Source organism: Secundilactobacillus mixtipabuli (assembly GCF_002217925.1).
GTDB lineage: Bacteria > Bacillota > Bacilli > Lactobacillales > Lactobacillaceae > Secundilactobacillus > Secundilactobacillus mixtipabuli.
In genome coordinates this window covers 189488-211167 of record NZ_BCMF01000001.1, presented here as the reverse complement: position 1 = coordinate 211167, position 21680 = coordinate 189488, and the positions used below count along the sequence as shown (strand labels likewise).

General features: G+C 45.3%; 21 protein-coding genes and 1 tRNA gene. 15 read left to right on the top strand and 7 right to left on the bottom strand.

All coding sequences use genetic code 11. The features are described from left to right. The first annotated feature begins 391 nt into the window (after positions 1-391). From IWT5_RS00900 to IWT5_RS00885, 4 genes are all read left to right on the top strand, one after another. Positions 392-1324, top strand: a complete 933-nt coding sequence (locus IWT5_RS00900) for an ABC transporter ATP-binding protein (protein ID WP_089108073.1) — start codon at positions 392-394, stop codon at positions 1322-1324. A 13-nt stretch (positions 1325-1337) separates the two neighbouring features. Next, positions 1338-2114, top strand: coding sequence for a DUF2705 family protein (locus tag IWT5_RS00895; protein WP_089108072.1), 777 nt, complete (start codon positions 1338-1340; stop codon positions 2112-2114). Between the two features lie 72 nt (positions 2115-2186). After that, positions 2187-2405, top strand: a complete 219-nt coding sequence (locus tag IWT5_RS00890; protein WP_089108071.1) for a hypothetical protein — start codon at positions 2187-2189, stop codon at positions 2403-2405. A gap of 2 nt (positions 2406-2407) precedes the next feature. After that, positions 2408-2809 carry a type II toxin-antitoxin system death-on-curing family toxin gene (locus IWT5_RS00885; RefSeq protein ID WP_089108070.1) on the top strand — a complete coding sequence of 134 codons (402 nt, stop codon included), beginning with the start codon at positions 2408-2410 and terminating at the stop codon, positions 2807-2809. A 96-nt stretch (positions 2810-2905) separates the two neighbouring features. Here IWT5_RS00885 and IWT5_RS00880 read toward each other — a convergent pair whose 3' ends face one another. Both IWT5_RS00880 and IWT5_RS00875 read right to left on the bottom strand, forming a co-directional pair. After that, on the bottom strand, positions 2906-5044 hold the full coding sequence (locus IWT5_RS00880; protein WP_089108069.1) for a YhgE/Pip domain-containing protein: 2139 nt from the start codon (positions 5042-5044) through the stop codon (positions 2906-2908). Positions 5045-5184: 140 nt separating this feature from the next. After that, on the bottom strand, positions 5185-5850 hold the full coding sequence (locus IWT5_RS00875) for a D-alanyl-D-alanine carboxypeptidase (protein ID WP_089108068.1): 666 nt from the start codon (positions 5848-5850) through the stop codon (positions 5185-5187). A gap of 359 nt (positions 5851-6209) precedes the next feature. Here IWT5_RS00875 and IWT5_RS00870 point away from each other — a divergent pair, with 359 nt between their 5' ends. The 5 genes from IWT5_RS00870 to IWT5_RS00850 all read left to right on the top strand — a co-directional run bounded on the left by IWT5_RS00870 (position 6210) and on the right by IWT5_RS00850 (position 13774). Beyond that, entirely contained in the window at positions 6210-8375 is a 2166-nt protein-coding gene (locus IWT5_RS00870) for a YhgE/Pip domain-containing protein (protein ID WP_089108067.1), read from the top strand. Between the two features lie 302 nt (positions 8376-8677). Next, the gene (locus IWT5_RS00865) at positions 8678-9442 is read left to right on the top strand and encodes a glucose 1-dehydrogenase (protein WP_089108066.1); all 765 of its coding nucleotides are present in this window, start codon (positions 8678-8680) and stop codon (positions 9440-9442) included. A 574-nt stretch (positions 9443-10016) separates the two neighbouring features. Then, the gene (locus IWT5_RS00860) at positions 10017-11063 is read left to right on the top strand and encodes a prealbumin-like fold domain-containing protein (protein ID WP_089108065.1); all 1047 of its coding nucleotides are present in this window, start codon (positions 10017-10019) and stop codon (positions 11061-11063) included. A 4-nt stretch (positions 11064-11067) separates the two neighbouring features. Beyond that, positions 11068-12585, top strand: a complete 1518-nt coding sequence (locus tag IWT5_RS00855; protein WP_089108064.1) for a SpaH/EbpB family LPXTG-anchored major pilin — start codon at positions 11068-11070, stop codon at positions 12583-12585. A gap of 31 nt (positions 12586-12616) precedes the next feature. Next, positions 12617-13774: a class C sortase gene (locus IWT5_RS00850; protein WP_089108063.1), complete on the top strand. Its 1158-nt coding sequence runs from the start codon at positions 12617-12619 to the stop codon at positions 13772-13774. A 264-nt stretch (positions 13775-14038) separates the two neighbouring features. Here IWT5_RS00850 and IWT5_RS00845 read toward each other — a convergent pair whose 3' ends face one another. The 4 genes from IWT5_RS00845 to IWT5_RS00830 all read right to left on the bottom strand — a co-directional run bounded on the left by IWT5_RS00845 (position 14039) and on the right by IWT5_RS00830 (position 16876). Then, complete coding sequence (locus IWT5_RS00845) at positions 14039-14797, bottom strand: Fic family protein (RefSeq protein WP_089108166.1); 759 nt, start codon at positions 14795-14797, stop codon at positions 14039-14041. A gap of 368 nt (positions 14798-15165) precedes the next feature. Next, the gene (locus IWT5_RS00840; RefSeq protein ID WP_089108062.1) at positions 15166-16101 is read right to left on the bottom strand and encodes an L-lactate dehydrogenase; all 936 of its coding nucleotides are present in this window, start codon (positions 16099-16101) and stop codon (positions 15166-15168) included. Between the two features lie 373 nt (positions 16102-16474). After that, positions 16475-16549 (bottom strand) — tRNA-His (locus IWT5_RS00835). 57 nt (positions 16550-16606) lie between these two features. Beyond that, the gene (locus tag IWT5_RS00830; protein ID WP_089108061.1) at positions 16607-16876 is read right to left on the bottom strand and encodes a hypothetical protein; all 270 of its coding nucleotides are present in this window, start codon (positions 16874-16876) and stop codon (positions 16607-16609) included. Between the two features lie 287 nt (positions 16877-17163). Here IWT5_RS00830 and IWT5_RS00825 point away from each other — a divergent pair, with 287 nt between their 5' ends. Together IWT5_RS00825 and guaD are read left to right on the top strand one after the other, a co-directional pair. Beyond that, positions 17164-17415: a hypothetical protein gene (locus IWT5_RS00825; protein WP_089108060.1), complete on the top strand. Its 252-nt coding sequence runs from the start codon at positions 17164-17166 to the stop codon at positions 17413-17415. Positions 17416-17579: 164 nt separating this feature from the next. Continuing rightward, complete coding sequence (guaD, locus tag IWT5_RS00820; protein ID WP_439959071.1) at positions 17580-18914, top strand: guanine deaminase; 1335 nt, start codon at positions 17580-17582, stop codon at positions 18912-18914. 172 nt (positions 18915-19086) lie between these two features. On the opposite strand, the gene IWT5_RS00815 is transcribed toward guaD, so the two are convergent. Continuing rightward, on the bottom strand, positions 19087-19353 hold the full coding sequence (locus tag IWT5_RS00815; RefSeq protein ID WP_089108058.1) for a type II toxin-antitoxin system HicB family antitoxin: 267 nt from the start codon (positions 19351-19353) through the stop codon (positions 19087-19089). Positions 19354-19529: 176 nt separating this feature from the next. Here IWT5_RS00815 and IWT5_RS00810 point away from each other — a divergent pair, with 176 nt between their 5' ends. The 4 genes from IWT5_RS00810 to IWT5_RS00795 all read left to right on the top strand — a co-directional run bounded on the left by IWT5_RS00810 (position 19530) and on the right by IWT5_RS00795 (position 21653). Then, the gene (locus IWT5_RS00810; protein WP_089108057.1) at positions 19530-19736 is read left to right on the top strand and encodes a DUF1659 domain-containing protein; all 207 of its coding nucleotides are present in this window, start codon (positions 19530-19532) and stop codon (positions 19734-19736) included. A 26-nt stretch (positions 19737-19762) separates the two neighbouring features. After that, on the top strand, positions 19763-19996 hold the full coding sequence (locus IWT5_RS00805; protein WP_089108056.1) for a DUF2922 domain-containing protein: 234 nt from the start codon (positions 19763-19765) through the stop codon (positions 19994-19996). 731 nt (positions 19997-20727) lie between these two features. Next, positions 20728-21075, top strand: a complete 348-nt coding sequence (locus tag IWT5_RS00800) for a hypothetical protein (protein ID WP_089108055.1) — start codon at positions 20728-20730, stop codon at positions 21073-21075. Between the two features lie 62 nt (positions 21076-21137). Beyond that, the gene (locus IWT5_RS00795) at positions 21138-21653 is read left to right on the top strand and encodes a type II toxin-antitoxin system Phd/YefM family antitoxin (RefSeq protein WP_089108054.1); all 516 of its coding nucleotides are present in this window, start codon (positions 21138-21140) and stop codon (positions 21651-21653) included. The last annotated feature ends 27 nt before the right edge of the window (positions 21654-21680 follow it).

Here is a 21680-nt window from a genome sequence, read left to right as displayed (position 1 = left end):
TTAGTTGTCAGAATGAATTGCAGTACAGAAGCGGAGCCGGGCGGGCAATTCGTGGTGTCGATGTCACTTGACTACCGTTCTTTGGTAGTTTAGTGACATGGGAGATGGTGGAGATCCGCCCCAAGCGTAGCGCAGGTGCTAGCTTCACCACGACCCACTACGGGTTGCCCGCCCGGCGAAGCGAAATGACATTTTTAGTGATTCAACCCCTAACAAATAATGCACGGCACTCATTTGAGGGTTAGAAGTTTCTTATGATTTGCGTATTTCGTACCATAACGGCTAATAATTCGGTAAACTTAACTATGGGTGAGAGGGAGCACACTTGCCCCCACCCCTTAAATTATGATTAAATACCAGTAAACCACTATTCTCAAGTATGGAGGCAAAGATGAGCAGTATTTTATCTGTGCAAAATTTAAATAAAAGTTTTGGCAACAAGCACGTCTTGCATGATGTCTCGTTTGACTTAAAAAAAGGCCATATTGTTGGCTTAATTGGTCCCAACGGTGCGGGGAAGTCAACCTTGATGAAGACGATGCTTGGCCTGTTTAATTATGATTCAGGCAGCGTCAAGATTGCGGGTGAAACGGTCACACCGCAAAAACATGAATCATTGTCAAAAGTTGGTGCACTGATCGAATACCCCGGTATTTACCCGTTCTTAACCGGTTGGGATCATCTGCAGCTGTTTGCGGATGGTGACCATCAGCTGATTCACATTCAAAAAATCATTTCCCAGTTAAATATGGATAGTTATATTAAGCGAAAAGCAAAAGGCTATTCATTGGGCATGAAACAAAAGTTAGGAATTGCTTTGGCGCTCGTTAACTTTCCTGATCTAGTGATTCTGGATGAACCGATGAATGGGCTGGATCCGCAAGCTACCAAAGATTTGCGTGACTTGATCATCTCGGAATCCCAAAAGGGAACGACCTTCTTAATTTCGTCACATATTCTGAGCGAATTACAACGGCTGGCGCAGGACCTGTTGATCATTGATGAAGGCAGTATTGTCCAGCAGACCACGATGCATGAATTGTTGGCGTCGCAGGGAAAGCAGACGATTATGCTGATGACCAGTGATGACAAAAAGGCGCGCGAGCTGCTGAAGAAAGCCAAATTTCAAACGACACCCGACCCCCGAGTGGAAGTGGTGGCTAAGGATGATGAAACGATGCCGGAGGTTTTGCGACTGCTGATCGAGGGCGGGGTCGATGTGTTAGATGTCACCCGGCTGGAAGGCAATCTGGAAAGCTCATTGCTGGAAGTTTTGAAGCAGAGCCGCATCAAGAAGAGACTAGCCGAAGAACAGGCAGAATAGGAGGGGCGCACCTTTGTACACATTAGTAAAACAAGAAAGTTTTAAATTAACCAAGAAAGTTAGTACGTGGATCAGCACGGGATTCTTAGTGGGTGTTGAAATTTTATTTGCCTTTTTGTCGCGCATTTATCCGCAAACCTTTGTTCCGGCTAACATGTTTGAATCGTTGTATTTTGCGCGGCCAATCATCATTTTCTACATGATTGCGGCGGCTGCGACGATCATTACCATGGAATTTCAGTATGGCACCATGAAACAGGTCCTTTATCGACGGTATTCGCGTGGCCAGATATTGGTCAGCAAGTGGTTAGCTATTTTTCTATACACCCTTTATTGGTATGTGATCAGTACCGGCGTGGCACTATTGTTGAAGGCAATGCTGTTTCATCATACGTTGAGTATCCACCAGGGAGCTGGCGACGGGATGTCGATTTTTACCAGGGGACTGGCAATTTCAGCAGCTAGTTTTGTGAGCCTCTGGCTGTTACTGAGCGTGGTCTTTCTGCTAGCCAATTTGTTTAGAAATTCCGCGGCGGCTGTTTCTGTTGGGATCATCGGCTACTTTGCCGCGTACATCGTGACCCAGCTGTTAACCATCCTGATTCAAAAGTGGGATTGGGCAAAATGGAACCCTGTCACGATGACGCTGTACCCAAGCATGCTGGCACGACCGGGTTACTATCAGCCACTGCTGAACATGCAGGGGTGGCAGATGCTGCTAGGCAATTTAATTTACATCGCGCTCTTTTTAGGTATTGGGTATTACGTCTTTAATCGCCGGAACGTTTAGAGTCGTTAAGATTGATTGAAAAGAAGCCTCCGTATATAATGTGTGTATACATTATATACGGGGGTTTTTGATATGACAGTTAAAAGTCGAAAAGTTGGGAATGCTTTAGTACTAACAATTCCGGCCGAATTAAAAGTACCACAGAATACAGAATTTGAACCTTACGTTGATGAAGCTGGTAATGTGATTTTTAAAAAAGTAAAATCGCCATTAACTGCGGATGAAGCTGAGGATATTCATACTTTTATGGATCAATTCCAACCGCTACTACAAAAACTTAAGGATCGTTAAGAATGAATTATTTGACTCGTAATCAGTTGCAAGAAATTAACAAATATGCGGTTATTTCTGTAGGTGGTTTTAATTATGGCGTTCAATCCGAAGCCGCCTTGGAAGTGATTATTAATCAACCTGCCCAAGTGGTTTTTGGTCATGAACTTTATGCATCTATTTGGCTTAAAGCAGCTTTCATTTTGCAAAAAATTACTAAAAAGCATGTTTTTGTTGATGGTAATAAGCGAACTGCTATTATGGCTGCTTTATTTTTCCTACACATTAATGGTTATCGACCAAAAGATTTAGAGCTCATTAATCATTCTGATGATTTTGTTTTGGCAATCACGAATTCACCGGACAATGAGGATACGATGCTTGAAATTGCAACATGGCTTAAAGCCTGTCATCGTCGATCTTAAATACAGATCCTATTAATATCAACACACTAAGAAGCCCCGCAATCATCAGCTCAATGGATGATTGCGGGGCTTTAGTGGTTTATTTACTGAAACAGACTATAATTTGGCCTTTTCCACATCGCTTTCCATCTGGTAAACGACCTTTTCGAACACCCGCCGTAATGGCATGATGAGCGTGAAGAAGAGAACGAAGAAGAACAGGAACAGCAGGTCATGGCCGATTACGCCCCAATTTGGCGTGGTCATAACCTCGCGGAAGAGCTGCATTGCGTAGGTGAACGGCATGAACGGCGCTACCGCTGCCAAGTCTTTTGGCACGACTTCCAGTGGATACATGCCGCCAGTTCCGAACAGTTGGACGAGCATCATCAAAACGATGACCACTTTCCCAGCGTTTCCCAGCATAAAGACCAGGTTGAACATGATGATGGCAAAGGTGAAACTGGCTACGTAAAACGCTAGCAGGAACAAGAACCAGTGCTCAGGTCGGACACCTAGCAGAATTTCACCGATCCAAGCGAAGGTCGCCTGCGCGAAGCCCATTCCCAGATAGAGGGGCAGTTTGCCAAGATAAGATTCCAAATGATTTGGTCGCTTGAGGCCGTTCTTATCTTCTGGCAAAATGTACTCCCAAGCCAAAATGGTCGACATCAATAGCATCCCAACCCATAATGCCAGCACCGTGTAGAACGGTGTGACTTGCCAGCCGAAGTGTTTCATTGGGTAGACTTCTTTAGTTTGCAACTTGATGGGTGACGAGAGGATCGATGATAGGCTTGGGTCTGTGCCAAGCAGTTTGATCAAGGCATCCAAGTTCTTGCTGTTTAGGAAGCTCATCTGTTTATCCAGCGACTGCAACTTCCCTTTGATTTTATCTAAGCGACTGCTAATATCACTGGTCTGTGAGGCCGTTATGGAACCGGCATCCGCCATTGCTCGCAGTTCCGGAATCACTGAGCGCATGGATTGAACCACTTGGCTGTTGCCATTCAGATTCGCATTTAGTGAATTATTGAGGCTGTTTAAGGCGGGGCTAGTAGTAGCATTAAAGTTCGTATAGGCAGTATCTAGGGCAGTATTTAACGTGTTGGCGCCTGCCTGCAGTTCTCGGATCAGCGATTGCTGTTTCGAGGTTGAATGGGTGCCACGTAAACGGCTAACCAACGCCTTTTGACGGTCAACGCTCTGTTTGGCTTTGGCCACTGAACTGATCAGCGCGTTAGTCCGGTTGTTTGGCACGAAGTTATTAATAATATCCAGCATGCGCAGGGTATCACTCAAACTGTCGTTGATCCCATTCAGCAGTGACGTGGCTGAACTAGTGGTACTCCGCAGCGTGGTCGACGAGATGTGACCGGAAGGCAGTCCGTTGAAGCTATTTTGCAGCCGGGTACCTTGAGTTTGCAGCCGGTTGATACCACTGCCGAGATTCGACTGCAGTGATTGATTCAATTGCTGGGTCGCGTTATTTAATCCCTTGGTGTTATTGACGACAGACTGTAAATCATCGATTTGTGACGAGATCTTTGGTAAATCCGATTTCATCGTCTGCAAAGCAGCTCGAGTCTTTTGATTGGTCTGGTTAACATCGTTAAGCGTGCTTTCCGTCTTATTGATGGTATTGATGGCATCGGTTAACGACGAGCTGATCTGCAGAATCTCAGGCTTTTTGGTTGCGATGGTAGCGCCAGCGGAATTGGCTGCTTGGAGCGCAGTTTTGCTGGCAGTCTTGATGAAGTTTTGCCGGATGTTATCCGTTAAGCTGTTCTTCGCCTGGCCGATGATCTTGGTGGCGGCTGGGTTTAATTTTTCGTTAGACTTATAAATAATTGACGGTTTTTGCGGGTCAGATGTGGCAAAGGTGGTTAGCTTAGAAGAGAAATCGTCTGGGATCTCAATCATGGCGTAATATTTCCCGTTTTCCAAACCGTTGTTAGCTGACCAGTCATTGGTAAAAATCCAGTGAATATCATGGTTCTTGTGCAGCTGTTTGGTGATCTGGTTACCAACGTTTAGGGGCTGTCCCTTCAACGAAGCTCCTTCATCATTATTGACCACGGCAATCTGCAGCCGGCTCGTATTCTTGGGTGAATAAGGGTTCCACGACACCTGAATGTTTAGGACCGCGTAAAGCATTGGAATGAGGGCAAATGCCAGTAAGGTCACCCAAATAGACTGGGTATGAAAGATATTATGGAAGTCTTTTTTTATCAGGTTAAAAATGTTGCGCAGCATATTGTCCTCCGATAGTTAGTTGATCAGTAAAGTCATAATGTTTCTATATTATAGCGCTTAACGCTAAACCAACAAAGTACATAAGGAGACTCTGATGAAAATCCCTAGGTTAGGGCACATCAGAGTCTCTTTTGGAATCACTAGGCGTTGGTATGAGTCAGTAAACCGGCAATCAGGGGTGATAATTTACTATTCAAATTATTCAAAGCCTGCACCGTGTTGTAGAGATTGTTGACGCTGGTGGAGAAGTTATTTTGAAGCATGACAATGATTTGGTTTAATTTCGCAATATCTGAACTGTTGTTGATCTTGTTTTGCAGCTCAATTAGGTTGTTGATCAGTGTTGGTAACGTGGTGTTGCTGTTAACGGCCGTCAACAACGCCATGATTTGATTATGTGTCTTAGTGGAAGTTGAGTCGATCAGGTCAACAAGCTGGTTGATTTGGCTCAGCTGCTTTTGCGTATCCACTACCCGGACAAGGTGACCGCGCCAGATCCAGCCTTTCACCTTACCGTTGCCGTTTCTAACGTAGTAGTAAACGGCTTTGTTGCCGTTGGCTTTCCGAACGGTGTCAGATTTATAAGTGTAGAAGATGGTAAATGGATAATTATCAGCGTTGTGCGCCTTCTTGGTCAGGCTTGTGCTGGTGTAAAGATAACCGCTTACCGCGTGGTAGGGTTTAGTCGACAGCGTCCGCGAGGATAATACCTTGGCGCCTTTGCTCTTAGCTGCTGCGGGGGTGCTGAAACTAAAGACGGTCAACAGACCTGCGAATAATGCGATGATCAAAAATGGTTTCTTCATTATAGGGGATGCTCCTTTATATCAATTAATCATTTCAGTTTGGCTGGTGGCCGTTGAACAGTCAGCCAGCAACGTTATATTTGAAAATAGTATAACATCATTTATCCGAAATTCCTGTAATCTCCTTGAAACAAGCTCCTGAAAAGGGGTAAAGATTGAAATTTCACTCGTTTACTTGTCGCTTATTTCGATATATTTTAGTACAATTTACGATAGAATGTATTGTTTCTCGAAACTGTAGTGATGTTCAGTATAGTTCCGCCAATGCTTGAAATCCGCCAGTTTGTCCCCTAGAATATGTAACAGTATGCTAAGTTGGTCCATTTGGCCGAAACGCAACGAATAGAAGGATGGTTTAAATGGAAAACATCAAAGCAATCTATCAACGTGACTTAAAGGCGATGCTCACGTCACCGCTCGTGATCGTCATGATTCTGGCGCTGTGCATCTTGCCAAGTCTTTATACGCTGATCAACGTCCGGGCCATGTGGAACCCGTATGACGTTTCCGAAATTAAAAATATTCCCGTTGCGGTGGTGAACCACGATACCGGGGCCAGTATTGCAGGGAAAAACCTCAATGTTGGTAAAACCGTTGTTAAGACGCTTAAAGAAAAACCGGGGCTGGACTGGCAGTTTACTTCGGCTGAAAAAGCGGATGCCCGTGTAAAAGAAGGCAAATACTATGCGGAAATCATTATTCCTAGCAATTTCTCCCAATCGCTTGCCAGCATCGCTAGTGACAATCCGCACCGGGCTAAGCTCATTTATAAAGCGAATAGCCGGGATGCACCTATGGGTGGTAAGATCACTGAAACGGCTGCTAAAACACTGGTTAGCCAAGTTCAAACAAACTTCCTGGAAACGGTGAATACCACCTTGTTTTCGAAGCTGAACGTTTTGGGCGATAAAGCTAAGAGTCAGCAAGGGCAGATCCTTGCTTTGAAAGACTGGATCATTTCCCTCAGTGATTCCATGGATCTTGCAACCGGCGCCTTAGGCGAAATCAACCACACGTCAACCAACATGCAGGCAATTTTGACCGGGTTAAAACCCGTGATGTCAGCCTCACAGAACGTGGACGTGTTGCAACAGAGTAATTCGGCCACCATGGCGTCACTGCACAGTGTTCAAGGTTCCGTTAATAAGGCGTTTAGTAGCCTGAACACGAATTTGAACAGCGCCACCGCTAGCGCTAACCGCTTGAACAGTATCGTTAAGCAGTTGAACCGCTCGGCCAGTTCTACCAATAAGAGTGCCGTTAACGACATGCTGAACCGTGCCATTTCGCAGGTTGATTTGCTAAAGGGGCAAGTGACGCCGTTACAGTCATTCTTAAAGAGTATCAACGGGCAATCTCATTTGGCAGCGATTAGTGGCCTGAATGATAACTTGGGTAACGTTGTCTCCCTATTAAACACCGAGAAGTCGCAGCTACGATCACTGAAAGGGACCTTGGATCGTCAGGGACGGCTGACATCCGGTGATATCGCCAGTGCGGCTAACAATACCCACCGGATTACTATTGGCATGAATTCAGCGCTGAGTCAGTATAACAGTTCCGTTAAAACCCACTTGGATGGGATCAGCGGCAGCTTGATCTCAGCTGTTTCCAAGTCACAGTCAATTCTGGGTGAGTTGAGACAGGCTAAGGGAATTAACGAAGATTATCTGAACAATGCGATTCAGGGTAATCAGTTAATTTCGCAAAGCAGCTCCAACCTCGAAAGTAAGCTGACCAGTTATCAGGATGATATTCAAAACATCGCTAATCAGTTGAAATTGACCAGCAACAACGACATTGTGAGTGTCATCACGGTGCTGCAGAATAATCCGAAGACCATGGGCAATACGCTGGTCTCGTTATTCAATGTGAAAAATCAAAGTATCTATCGTGTGGGCACCTTTGGGGCGGCCTTCCTGCCAACCTACGTCTGCCTGTCGATTTGGATCGGCTGTACCATGCTGGTCATGATTCTTCACACCACCATTCCCCGTGAACAGCGCCGGTTCCACAACATGACCGTTCACGAAGAGTTCTGCGGCAAGTTTCTGACCTTCCTGACGTTATCGCTGATTCAGACTATGATTATTATTTTTAGCTCGATTCTCTTCTTACGTGTACAAGTGGAAAGCGTCTTTATCATGGTGCTTTTCGGGGTGCTTTCTTCACTGCTGTTTACGGCCATCATCTACGGATTGGCCGCGACCTTTGGCAACCTTGGGAAAGCCATCGTCATCTTCCTGGTGGCACTTCAGCTGGCAGGGTCTGGCGCGCTGTATCCCGTTCAGCTTGATCCAGCCTTCTACCGTGTTGCTTACCGGCTGGCACCATTTGCTTATAGTGTTGGCGGTTTCCGTGAAGCGGTTGGTGGACCGAATATGCAGACGGTCTTTATTGATGCCATCGTGTTGATCATGATGTTTATCGTCACCTTTATGCTGGGGTATTTCCTGAAAATTAAAGCGCAGGACTTTACCAAACGGATTCTGTCGGACTTTAGTCGGACTGGGATTGGACAGTAAAATTAATTTTAGATCGATTTAGATGAGTCTTAGGATGAATTTCCTAGGGCTCTTTTTGATGTCCTTTGGGTGTCAAGTGGTTTGTGGGTCCGCCTTCGGCCGCCCGTGGGTTGCTCTGCTGTGAAGGTGCTGTAAGGGCTAAAGCCCTAACAGCACCTTCACAGCAGAGCAACCCACGGGCGGCCTGCGGCTACAGTCAGTTAAATCAGTTAAATTGAGAACAATTATATTTTGTAACCGCTACCATCACTGAAATGCTATACTTTAAACATAAGAGAGGTCTACGGAAAGGAAGTATGATGATGACGGATCGTTTGAAGGATAAAGTGGCTATTATTACTGGTGCTGGTTCAGGGATGGGAGCTGCCATGGCACAGTTATTTACCCAAGAAGGGGCCAAGGTGGTGGCCGTCGATTTGAATCTCGAACGGCTGAATGGTGTTGTCGATGGTATTAACCAGAAAGCACCTGCTGCAACAGCGGTGGAGGCTGACGTTTCGAAGTTGGCAGACGTCCAAAACTTCTTCAAAGTTGCTTTGGATACTTACGGGAAAGTCGATATTGTTGTCAATAACGCCGGTGTGATGGACAATATGGCACCAGCTGGCGACGTTACCGATGAGATGTATCATAAGGTGATGGCCATTAATACAGACAGTGTTCTCTATGCAACGCGAGAAGCGATTAAACTCTTCCAGCCGCAGCATTCTGGGACTATCTTGAATATTGCTTCCGTTGGCGGCACGAACGGCGCACGAGCCGGAATTGCCTATACAGCCTCGAAACACGCGGTTGTCGGGATGACCAAAAACACGGCTTATATGTATGAAAATGATGGGATTCGGGTAAATGCCATCGCCCCTGGTGGCATCAAGACCAACATTGCTGAGTCTATGAAAGGAATCGATAAGGCTGGTTATGAACGACAAGCAGCTGGTATGGGAACGTCGCCAGAGCTTGGAGAAGCTTCGGAAATTGCTCAAGCTGCCTTATTCCTGGTTTCAGATGAAGCTTCTTATGTCAATGGCGCAATTTTGCCGGTGGATGGCGGCTGGACCGCATACTAGGTTAAATTTAATAGCATAAAGCGTTTAGGCTTCGCAGTTTTGAGTCGATTGACTTGATTCTGTGAAGCTTTTTTATGTTTGACGGGGAAGCTCAGAAACTGATAAAAATCAAGTGTTTTCGGGCATATTTTAATACAAAATAGTTATTGAAATGCATATTATCGTATAGTAATATTGAACCTTGAGATAACTAAAACCCCGTTAAATTGGCGTTTAAATGAGAAGCTTGTTAGAGACAACTAATATTATAAATGAATAATGAATATAAAATACCCATTTCTAGTGTCTAAAATGAGAGCGCTTTTCTTAGTTTCTCATGAAGGTTATGAGGGGTTACTTGATATAGTCAGTCTTTATTAAAAAGTATCACATATAAGACAGACAAAGTTGGGGAAAACTCATTGTCTTTTTACTTGACTGGTTAAGGGTTCATTTAGGGGGATCTGAACGTTATCTCGTACCATTGGTGTTGATGTTTGTCGGCATAAGAGAGGAAGGCAGGTGATGATAGGTGAAGCAATGGCGGTTACTGATAGGTTGCATTTTACTGCTACTCACGGGTTGGGGGAGTTTAATGAGCGAACCCAAAACTGGCGTTGCGGCGGTATTAGTTAGTGTCCAGCTACCCGAAACGAGTCGCGTAAGTAATCAGTCCGTCACGATGAACGTTTATGGGGTCGATAAGCGAGTTTATCGCGGAAGGGATTGGCAGCAGCTGCAGAAAAATGTCGCTGGAAAGCCACCGTTAGCGATTAACCAATTTGTCAGGCAAAAGAAGTTGAAAGCCATGACGGTGGTAAGCGGTCAATCGACGATTCAGTTTAGGGGTCAGCCTAGCCAAGCATATTTACTGGTCCAAAAGACCAAGTTAACACCGTTTGTGGCGCAAGGCTGGGTCCAACCGCTAATGCTGAGAGCCAATGATCAGATGGAAACGATTGAAGCAAAAGGAACCACGGTTGTCGAGCAGCCTTATTTTTATAAGTACGGAACGGGAAATGATGGTACCAAACGGCCTTTAGCCGGCGCCCAATTTGTGTTGACTCAGGTGGTTGCTGGCCAGCGGTTGTATCTGACTGAGAGTGGCGACTGGAGCGGTGTTCAAACCGCAACAGTTCAGCGGTTTAGTTCAGATAAGGCGGGATGCGTTCGCTATGATGGCCCAACGCTTTCACCCGGTGATTATGAATTTCAAGAGGTTGAGGCACCAACGGGCTATGCTATCGATCAGGCGGCACAACATGTTAGCGTCCACGTGCCAGCTAGTGGACAAATTCAGGTGCAAGCCACAGCTTTAGAGCCGCTAGTAGTAGATCGTGTCCCAGCCATTTCAGCTTCACAAGAAGCACTTCGGGTCTATAACCATCAGCTGCCAACCACTGATACATCAGCAACTGAAGACCAGCGCGTTAATGGTGGCACAAATAAGGGTCAAGTCACCGTTTCGCAAAAACAGCATGATCAAAAAGCGCGGTCGGCGAAACGAAACACACCGTTTTGGCTACCGCAGACAAATGAAGAACGAACAAGTTTAGCTGTTGCTGGCGGGCTTATCATCCTCGTCGCAGCAGGGTTGCTACGTCACTATAAGCACACATACACTTCCAAGAAGGAGCGTTAAGTTAATGAATAAATTAAAACATATCATGGCGGCATTATTATTGGTATTACCACTGGCGTTTACTGGCCTAACCAGTGTTCCCAGTGCTAAAGCGGCTAGTCGTCAAGACACGACTTATATTCGGTTGCACAAGCTCGCTTTTAGTGCAGACAAGCCTTTACCAGAGTTACCAGCAGGCGAAGCGTTATCTGACGAAAAGCTTCAGGGTGGTACGCCACTGAAGGGGGTTGAGTTTACTGTTTACGATATCACCAGGAGCTATAACCTGTTATCCGGTGATTCAGCAACCCGTCAAAGTAAGATTCAGAAGAATGCAGTTAAAGCTGCAGCTAGTGGGTATCAATTTGGCGATCCCAAAATAACCAACGTTAGCGGAACGGCTGACTTTGCTTTACCCGTGAAAAGTGAGCATGAAGCGGGTAAAAATGCCGTGTATTTGATTCGCGAAACTAGATCAATGACTGAGGAATTCAATGGTAATCAGTCAGTTGTTAAGACTGCTGATCCAATCGTTTTGGTGATGCCACTTAATCAAACCAGTACTAAAGATGATCCGTTGCACATCTATCCTAAAAACCAGACTAAGAAGACACTGACTAAAGATTTAAACAAGCTGGATAGTCTCAGCAAAATTACTGATGCAAAAGACTCAGCCGTTACAGATGCTGTTTTGGGTTATGGGGATCTAGTGAGTTATACAGTCAGCGTTGTTGTGCCAACTGACATTAAGTCTTTGAGTCGATTTGATATTACCGATACCCCAGATGCTGGGCTGAATATTAATACTGCTACTATCAAGGTTGTTGATGAACAAAAGACACCTGTGTTTGGTTTGCAATCTCCTACACTGAATCATGATGGTTCGTTTACGCTTCATTTTGACCCAGAATCACTCGCCAAATACGCCGGGAAAACGCTCCTGATCACTTACGACGCAACGGTTAATCAAAAGTTGGTACCGGGTAACACGATTAACAACGCTATTAGCTTAAACAACCAGCCTAAAGTTCATGGGACTACCCCAATCACCACGGGCGGTGCGAAGTTTGAAAAGACGGATGCTGATACGGGTGATGGGTTAAAAGGTGCCGAATTCTTAGTAACCGACAAGGACGGTAAACAATATCTGACGGATTCGGGTAAAGGTTATGAATGGAAAGCCCTGCCTGCTGGTTTTGATAATGAAAATTACGACCCTGAAGCTTTAGCGAAGAATGCCGTCATCCTGACTTCAGGAGACAATGGTCAGTTTGAAATTACGGGGTTAAGTTTCGGTGATTATTCATTGACCGAAGTAAAAGCGCCCAACGGCTATAAGCTGTTAACCGAACCACAAAATTTTAGGGTCGACAAGGATTCATACCAGGAAAGTAACGTCTTAAAAATTACCAATACTGTGGCGAATAATGGCTTACCGCACACCGGTGGTATGGGGATCTATATCGTTATTCTCGTCGGTGCGGCCATCATTGGTGCTGGCATTTTCTTCCTCAAACGCAGCAAACGCCACGAAGAAATTTAAACTATTATTTTAGTTAAAAGGGGGATTTCACGTGCATGAATCAAAGCCGCAGCGACCACGAGTTACCATTACGCATCTTATTGGCAGCATATTGCTGATCGTGGGCGTGGCTATTGCGCTGTACCCCTTTTACGTCGGTTCACTAAACGATCTGCTGGATCAGCAACGGATGGAGCGGGTTCAGCGGCAAAATGAAACGAATGCTAAACAACGTCTGGCTGCCTTGAAGCATGATAATACCAGGGGAGAACTGGCGAATGATACCAGTCGTGATCCATTCTCTGGGTTAAGCAAGAAAACCGCCGTGAATCTAAAACGGGACATGGTTGGTACGGTCACGGTCCCCAAGTTAGCACTCACTGTCCCAGTGTTTAAGACGCTGAATGATGCTTCATTAGAAGTTGGTTCTGCTGTGGTACCAGGGACATCGATGCCCACGGGCGGACGTGGCACGCATACCGTTGTTGCGGGTCATCGCGGCCTAGTTGATCGCCGACTTTTTTCTGATTTAAACCGGGTCAAATCAGGGGACCTCTTTGTTTTCAAAATCTACGGTAAACATTTAGCCTATCGCGTGTTTCAGATTCAAGTCGTTGAGCCTACTAATACCAGTACTTTGAAACGCAAACCAGGGCAAGACATTGCGACTTTATTGACCTGCACACCGTATATGATTAACTCACACCGGTTGCTCATCACGGGTAAACGAGTGTCGTATACACCAGCAGTTGCCAAGGATGTTAGTCAAGCTAAACTGACGGAAAAATGGCAGCAGATTGCCATTTTACTTGCCTGTATCCTAGCCATTCTTGCGGTATTGAGATTGATTTGGCGTCAAATTTACCGTTCGATGTTGAAGCGGCGCAATTTTACATTGCAATTTCAATGCCTCGATACGGCTGGTCAACCGGTAGCCGGTGCGACGTTTGAGTTGCGAAAGCGAAATGGCAAGGTGCTTTACCGTGATGGCAGACCGCTGACAGTGACGTCTGATAGCACCGGTCATTGTTTGATTGAGCATTTGCCGGGAGCTATTTACCGCTTAGTTTGGCATGATCCATTGACTACTTATCTGCGAGTAGGTGTTAAGCGGCTTAAACAATCAGAGATGGCGTTTTATCCCCGCAAAAAGCAGTCTCATCTTGTAAATACGCAAGAAGGGCAGTGGCAGGTTTTAGTTGAGCGTTAAGGATTAATAATGAAGGGCTTCGGAGAATTTTTCTTCGGGGCTCTTTTTGTGTGATTATCGCCTACATCCGTCAGCGAGTTCACCACTGTGGGGACCGGTGAAAGCCTGAGAAGCGGTCTTTCACCTCGCATTCAAGCCACGCCAAACCCGCGCGTCTTGAATGTCGCCCCGTGGTGTAAGGGCAGAAGCCCTAACACCACCTTCACAGCAGGTGAACTCGCTGACGGTTTCCGGCTAACGAAGCTAAAAAAGGACCGCAACCCCTTAAAGGTCGAAGTCCTGATCAGCATCTTTAATATTTTGTTCGTTTAATGCTAGCGTCTTAATACGATTATTTAATGCTTCCACACTATAGTTAGCAATGATATTTTCGAACTGAGAAGCATCATGGGAAATCCGTGAAGTTTCCAATGCGTTCATATAAGCGGTACGTTCTTTTGCGTTTGGCTGGATGTTAACGATTGGGTACCCAGCTTGAGGAAGTGCCATATTCATGAGTAATCGTGCGGTTCGACCATTACCATCTTCAAAGGGATGAATTGAGACAAATCTTTGGTGTAAGTCGGCAGCATACTGAACGGGATGTAATTGCTTCTGAGCAGTTCGTGACCAAGTAATTAAATCATCCATTGCCGGTTGGATTTCAAATGGCTCAACATACGGATGATTTTGTAACCCATTCGGCCAGACAAGAATTGCACGATAACGGGCAGCAGCACTCAAATCTTTAGCCGTTTTTGCGGTGACAAAACGGTTTAAGTCACGAATGACTTGTTGGGTAAGAGGTTGCTTGCGACTAACTAAATCCATCATGTAATTATAGGCATCGTTTAAATCTAACGTTTCTAGAACATCTTTTATCGGTGTTCCCTGAGAAGTTAGGCCAGTTTGTAAAATTGAAGTTGTTTCGTAACGTTTTAAGGTGTTACCTTCAATGGCATTTGAAGACCATACATGTTCATATCGAATCTGCGCTTCTAAAATTTCGTCTTGCTTCTTAGATAGAGATTTATAACTATCCATCTTTTTCTTTAAGACAGTTAGGTCACTTTGAATTACCTGAGAGAAGGTCAAAAATATCACCAGCTTCTTGTCTTTGATATCTATACTCTACTGAATGCTGAGGGTGAAAGCAATTCAAAAGTAGTTGTGCCTACACCCGTCAGCGAGTTCACCGCTGTGGAGACCGGTGAAAGCCTGAGGAACGGTCTTTCACCTCGCATTCAAGCCACGCCAAACCCGCGTGTCTCGAATGTCGCCCCGTGGTGTAAGGGCAGAAGCCCTAACACCACCTTCGCAGCAGGTGAACTCGCTGACGGTCTCCGACTAATGTAGTTATTAAAAAGGTACCTGAAGGAAAATTTCCCTCAGGTACCCTTATGGTTATTAAATTAAACTTCCTGTTTAACAGCTGGCAGGGTTTCAAACTTTTCACGGATGAAGCCGGCTGATTCAGCTAATTTTTGTTCCTCTGCGTCTGTGATTGGTAGGCGGAGTGCTTCAACAATACCGTCTTTGCCAACGATGGCTGGATGGCCAACGTACGTGTTGTACTTGTCGCTGTAGCATGAGCAAGGGCAGGCCAAGTTAGCATCATCTAAAACGGCACGGCTTAATTTAACGGCACAGGTCGCAATCGCATAGCTGGTATAACCTTTGCCGGAGTGAACAGCCCAGCCACCGCCACGAGCCTGACGTTCTAAGTCTTCAAGGTCGAGATGACGTTCTTCGGCTAATTGTTCGATCGGTAGGCCATTGACGGAAACGGTGGACCAGACAACAAATTGTGATTCACCATGTTCGCCTAGGGTGTAGCCAGACACGTTCTTCGGATCCACGTTGAAGTTTTCACCAACAACTTTTTGCATTCTGGCGGTATCGAGGAAAGTTCCCGTTCCCAAAACGCGGTTAGCAGGTAGGCCAGTGGCTTGTTGCAGGTAGTAAGTGATGCAGTCACAAGGATTCATGACATCGATCAGGACACCATGGAAGCCAGAAGCTTTAATTTTTGGTGCGATGTCTTGGACAATTTCACGGGTGTATTCAAATTCAGCCCAACGGTTGCCACTAGCATGGTCCAAGGCGTGAATATTACCGGAAGTGACGAATAAGATGTTGGTGTCGGCTAATTCTGAGTAGTCGTTGATCTTGATCGTGGTGTGGGAATCTAGTCGTGCTTGTGTATCCTGTAAATCTAATTGCTCAGCACGAGCCTTTTTCTCATTTTTATCGATTAAAATTAATTCATCAGCTATTCCTTGACAGACAAGGGTATAAGCGACTGTTGCACCAACGTGACCGACACCGATAATTGCGTATTTTCTCATATGTATTGCCTTCTTCTAATTAAAATTTAATATGTGTTAATGCTATTAAGATACCAGTCGATTGTTGCGTTGTCAACAACACATTCATGAATAATGAATGACAAAATGAAAAGAGCCTTGAAATATCAAGGCTCAGCAGGGGTGATTTCTTTATAAAAAGCCACCCTGCAATAAACTTTGGCGAGTTTAGGGTGACTTCGTGTCGTCTGTAACTTACCACCGTTCTTGAAGCGGCTGTAAGGGGATCAGTGTGCAATCACTGATCCTTTTTACGTGTAAAGTATAGCATATTCTGATTACTCTGGTAAAATAATCAGGTTCAATCGAACAAAAAAGCCGCCTGATCAACAGATCAGACGACTTTTTATCTTAGGGCGGTATGTGGGACTCGAACCCACGCGTGCCGGAACCACAATCCGGTGTGTTAACCAAACTTCACCAATACCGCCATCACAACAATAACCATGATACCATAAATCGGGTGAAGTTGAAAAGTTAATTTTAATTATTTTGCAGAAGTATCGCCGTTTTTGTCAGTCTCGTCGTTTTGAATCATGCGTAAAGCCCGTTGATATTCGCTTACGGACTGAGAAAATGGTTCCCAGAACTGCGGCGTAACAGCGTCTGCTTTACGAATCTCAACTCCTAGGGCAGTTGGGACGAGATCAACATCATCGCCTTCACTGAGTTCGAGCTGCTTCAAAAGTTCATCGGGGATTTTCAAATAGAGGTCCCCGTTTGCGTTACGTTGAATTTTGCCTGATTGAGCGTCCATTACTGCCAGCCCCTTTTCATCCGGTGGATTTTAGCTACATTATACGGCAAAATGCGGGTGGTGGGTATAGCTGGCGAGAATTGTTTTAATAATCTGGAGCGCAAAAATGCTAGGCGCTAACCAGCACTCAATTTTGACTGACCATTAACCATTTTCATTTTGAAACTATCTTTCTTGGAAACTTGTCAGCAACCAGTTCTTCCCCAATCACCCTAGCTATTTACGCAGATAAACAGCAGTTATTCTCATTGCAGTCTGCTTGCTTTCACAGGTTCTTGTGTTACACTATGGCTATCCTGAAAGTGAACGAGTACGATACCGAGTTGTGGAACTTCCTTTGGTTTGAGAAGGGGGCAATGGTCGTGGCTAAACGCTACGTTGTTACCAAGCCAGACGAGCACATTGTACACCGGACAGATAGCCTACAAATGGTTACCCAAATTACTAAGCGCCCGAAATGGGTCGTGGAACAGTATGTAAATAGTGACAAGTTGCTTGATGGCTGGAAAATAGTCGATCAAAATCGAGCGGCAAGTTAAACGGAAACGACTACCAGTATTTTTGCTGGTGGTCGTTTTTTTGTGTTTGAAGTCCTTGTCAGTGGTGGGTATAATAAGATAAAAGTAAAATTAACGAACAATTTAGTATAAAAATATATTGTAGTTCGTGATTATTCAACACACATTAAGCGAGGTGGACCACTATTTCATATTCAACAGTCATCGAAGGGGCAAGTTTCTCGCCATCTTCGCAAACCGAAATTAGTTATCAGGCACGGCAACTCATCTGTTTAGACAATAACGGGTATATCGCTAGAGTGATTGCGCACACTGACCCAGATTATGCGACGGTGAAGCAGACGGCACAGGCAAATGATACCTTGACGACGCTGCAGCCGAATCAGTATGTTTTACCCGGCTTTATTGACCTGCATATTCACGCTCCGCAGTGGCCCAACGCTGGACTGGCGTTAGACCGGCCGCTAAATGAATGGCTGGATACCTACACGTTCCCGTTAGAAGCCAAGTATCAAGACACCGACTTTGCAAAATTAGTTTATGATGGTCTGATTCAGGAACTACTGGCAAATGGCACGACCACCGCACTCTACTTTGGCACGATTCATAATGCCGCAAACTTGGAACTGGCTAAGGCCTGCATTCAGTATGGCCAGCGTGGCTTTATTGGCAAGGTAGCCATGGACAATCCGGAGCAGACACCCGATTATTATCAGGACGCCTCAGCGCAAGTGGCCGTTGATCAGACCGAACAATTCATCCACCAGTTAAACGAACTCAATCAAACGACTGACCTGAAACAAACGCCGGTCATCACACCACGGTTCGTTCCTAGTTGCACGCCAGCCAGCCTTCAGGGGTTGGGTGACTTAGCCCGCAAATATGATTTGCCGGTTCAATCACATTGCAGTGAAAGTGATTGGGAAAATGGCTACGCGCTGGAACACTACCACATGCGCGACGCCGATGTTTTAGATCACTACGGTTTACTAACGGATAAAGCGGTTATGGCGCATGGCACACTGCTGAATGACCATGACTACGACCTGTTCTCTCAAAAACAGGTGGCTATCGCGCACTGTCCCATTTCAAACGTTTACTTCGGTAACGCGGTGTTGCCCGTTAACCGGGTGTTAGCTCATCACATCAAAACGGGATTGGGTACGGACATTTCTGGCGGTTATTCGCCAAGTCTCTACCAAAATATCCGGCAGGCGGTGATGTCGTCACGGATGCTTCAAGATGGCGTGGATAATCAGTTGCTGCCTGATAAGCGTGGGGTAGATGGGAGCGCCATTAGCGTTAAAACCGCCTTTTACCTTGCCACACTAGGTGGCGCTGAGAGTCTGCACCTTCAAACGGGTAAGATTGCTGAAGGCTATTTGGCGGATCTACAGGTGGTTTCAATGCAAAATGATTTTCAAACTGAGACCACTGATAATATCTTCGAGAAGTTGATGTATCAAACTTCAAAGGCAGATATTAATCAGGTGTACGTGCAGGGGACACGGGTTAAATAGCAATGCAGGGTTTCAAAAAAGGCCATCTCAAGTCGAGATGGCCTTTTCATATACTATTTTGAAACGTGTTCAGGTGAGCAGAGACTTGCACGTAAGCCACTCATGGCAAAAATCCCAAGTTCAGGATTTTCACCATAAGTAACTTACGCTCCAGTCTCTATCCGCTCACCCTCTATTTCTTATACTCATCCAAATCCAACACAATAAAACTAACCGTTTGTCCTGGCTTGGTTTTAAGTTCGCCTGGTGTGCTTGGAACCGGTAGTTCATCATCTGATTTTGCCAGCTTAGTGCCGACTGCTTCAGCTGCCTTTTGCGCTGCGTCATCGTTTGCTGTGCCCATTACCTTAACGCCGGGCACGTCTGGAACCGTGACTTGAACACGGTTGATCATTACTGTTGGGTCGAAGATTGCTGGATATACAAGCCGTTGAGCCATGAGATAGCCTCCTGAATTTGAGTTACAATTTAAATCAACTCCTCTATTCTACCGAAGATTACACGTGATTTCAAAGTTTTCGTGAATTCGGGTTGACACTTTTGCCCGCTGATTTGTTTGTATAAGTGTAGGGCGTTGGCCAACACTTACAAAACTAACTAACTGGAGTGATTTAAATGAATACTATCTGGAATAAAACTAACTTGGTTCTGATTATGATTGACGAAAATGACAAGAAGATTCGCTACACTTACAACAACTTGATTGAAAAACCTTCTGATGATCAAATTACGAAGTTTGCTGCTGTGATTGAAAAGTTAACTGGCATGTCATTCTTTACTGCCTACGTCACCACTACTGACAACAAAACTCAAGCCGCTTAAGCCACTTACTCAAAGGAGATTAGCTCATGAATAACGAAGAAAAGACAGTTTTACAATTACGTTTTACAGGTTCAGACGAAAAGGTGCACACCTTTAGTTTTCCAAAGGCGGTTTCTGGTTTAACGAGTGAAACAATTGCTGAGGCAATGAACACGATCGCAACTCTTGACCTCTTTCACCGGAAGGGTGTAACCCTCTACGTGACTGCCGTCAGCGGTGCATACGTCAAAACCACTACGCAAGAACTCTACACGGTCTAACCAGTACCGCCCCCAATTTATTCTCTACAACATGAACGGTCGGGGGGCGATATTGATGAAGCGACAATTGATTATCGCAGCGCTGGTCTTTTACGCGGCGCTGCACCTGAAAAATACTGAATTGATCATGTTGGCGTTAAGCCTCTGGTCGATCCACTAAATAAGATTGGTCAACTGGCGTGAATTTGACGCTGGCTGGCCAATCTTTTTGGTTACATTCAGCCCGTAAAATCAGTGTTGAGAAAATTATTTTCACAAAACCGAGGGACTTTGATAGCTTTAATTCAAAATTCAGTCTACAATGGAAGAAGTTTTAACGGTGTGTCGTAAGACTACCGTTAATATTGTCTGGCGCGTTTTACCCATAAAAAACGTTTCAGACTGAGTCACAATCCCCAACAATATATACATCAAGCACTGGGCGTGGAACCGAAAGATAGACGCCTATGCAGGTGGCGATAGGCAGTGCCGGCGTTATGGGTATATTATCCTCCCTTAAAGATATATAGGCCTCATGCCTTGCCAACGGTCAAAACCGTTTCTGCTGTATAGGTAGATCTCGTGCATCCAAGCGATGACACACTTTTAATTTTGCGGGCTTCAGGCCACTATGGTGGTGCTGAGGTTGTTACCCAACTAAGAGACCTTTTCTCTTATTCATGTAGGGAAGGTCTTTTTTGATGTCTAAGTGCTACACTAATAGCGAAAGACTTTAGATTGGGGATATATAAATGAGTCAGAAAAAGATGCTCACGTTGTTGGTCGCTGTTGTGTCACTTGGTACAGGATTGTCGTTTCACCAGACGACTGCTCATGCACTTGCCAGTCATTGGGCACATAATCATTGGGTGACAATCAAGAAAACGGTTAAGGTTCAGAAGATTAAGATTGTGAGCCCGATGTACAAAAGTCGGGCGGTGAAGTCTTATAAACTCCATCGTGGCGCACACTACAAGTTAGGCCACTACGATACCAACTACTCATGGGTACTTAATTCTGGGCGATTTAATTCCAATTCACATTACACGTATATCGTTCAGCGTGGCTGGAACGACGCTAGCTGGTTCAAATTTAGATAAACTAAATTAAAGGTCATTGCATAGTTATCCCTGTAACAATTAAACGAAAACGGGGTAACACGATGGCTTTTTTTGATCCAATTGATTCTTTAGCACCAATGTATCTCACGTATTCCGGCTTAATTCGCCACGACGAGCGCGAAGAACAGCCGTACCAGATGTACATGCCAGTCGTTGATCAGACGGTGGCTGGTAAATCAGTGTATGATGTGCTGACTCGAGGGCGAGAAATGATCGGCACACTGCTGATGGAACGGATCATGAATCACGAAGATCTGCCCGAACCAGAAGACACGTTGCCAATTGGTGATGCGGATGAAATGCCGACTTTCATCAATGTGGAGTTGGACCGATTCAAGCATTTGATTGCGCCAAAAGAAACCGTCATTCGCCCAATGAATGCGCTGAAGCAGCCTAAACAAGTCTTGTCCCAAGTGTACGATTTCCAACCCGTCTTCATTACGGAAGATGGTATCGGCCGCTACGTTGTGATCAGCATGAAGGATTATGACATGTTCCAGAATACGATTGGCATGGTGCTGGATAAGCAGGATATTGCGGATGCGATGGAAGATTAGAGTGCGAAGGGGAGCGGTTTGAGACTG

Excerpts from the sequence above, each read along its gene's own strand:
- IWT5_RS00880 (WP_089108069.1), bottom strand. The coding sequence starts at position 5,044 with ATGCTGCGCAACATTTTTAACCTGATAAAAAAAGACTTCCATAATATC.
- IWT5_RS00805 (WP_089108056.1), top strand. The coding sequence starts at position 19,763 with ATGAATAACGAAGAAAAGACAGTTTTACAATTACGTTTTACAGGTTCA.
- IWT5_RS00825 (WP_089108060.1), top strand. The coding sequence starts at position 17,164 with ATGGCTATCCTGAAAGTGAACGAGTACGATACCGAGTTGTGGAACTTC.
- IWT5_RS00900 (WP_089108073.1), top strand. The coding sequence starts at position 392 with ATGAGCAGTATTTTATCTGTGCAAAATTTAAATAAAAGTTTTGGCAAC.
- IWT5_RS00810 (WP_089108057.1), top strand. The coding sequence starts at position 19,530 with ATGAATACTATCTGGAATAAAACTAACTTGGTTCTGATTATGATTGAC.
- IWT5_RS00865 (WP_089108066.1), top strand. The coding sequence starts at position 8,678 with ATGACGGATCGTTTGAAGGATAAAGTGGCTATTATTACTGGTGCTGGT.
- IWT5_RS00795 (WP_089108054.1), top strand. The coding sequence starts at position 21,138 with ATGGCTTTTTTTGATCCAATTGATTCTTTAGCACCAATGTATCTCACG.
- IWT5_RS00840 (WP_089108062.1), bottom strand. The coding sequence starts at position 16,101 with ATGAGAAAATACGCAATTATCGGTGTCGGTCACGTTGGTGCAACAGTC.
- IWT5_RS00845 (WP_089108166.1), bottom strand. The coding sequence starts at position 14,797 with ATGGATAGTTATAAATCTCTATCTAAGAAGCAAGACGAAATTTTAGAA.
- IWT5_RS00860 (WP_089108065.1), top strand. The coding sequence starts at position 10,017 with ATGAGCGAACCCAAAACTGGCGTTGCGGCGGTATTAGTTAGTGTCCAG.
- IWT5_RS00815 (WP_089108058.1), bottom strand. The coding sequence starts at position 19,353 with ATGGCTCAACGGCTTGTATATCCAGCAATCTTCGACCCAACAGTAATG.
- IWT5_RS00870 (WP_089108067.1), top strand. The coding sequence starts at position 6,210 with ATGGAAAACATCAAAGCAATCTATCAACGTGACTTAAAGGCGATGCTC.
- IWT5_RS00885 (WP_089108070.1), top strand. The coding sequence starts at position 2,408 with ATGAATTATTTGACTCGTAATCAGTTGCAAGAAATTAACAAATATGCG.
- IWT5_RS00800 (WP_089108055.1), top strand. The coding sequence starts at position 20,728 with ATGAGTCAGAAAAAGATGCTCACGTTGTTGGTCGCTGTTGTGTCACTT.
- IWT5_RS00855 (WP_089108064.1), top strand. The coding sequence starts at position 11,068 with ATGAATAAATTAAAACATATCATGGCGGCATTATTATTGGTATTACCA.
- IWT5_RS00875 (WP_089108068.1), bottom strand. The coding sequence starts at position 5,850 with ATGAAGAAACCATTTTTGATCATCGCATTATTCGCAGGTCTGTTGACC.
- IWT5_RS00890 (WP_089108071.1), top strand. The coding sequence starts at position 2,187 with ATGACAGTTAAAAGTCGAAAAGTTGGGAATGCTTTAGTACTAACAATT.
- IWT5_RS00830 (WP_089108061.1), bottom strand. The coding sequence starts at position 16,876 with ATGGACGCTCAATCAGGCAAAATTCAACGTAACGCAAACGGGGACCTC.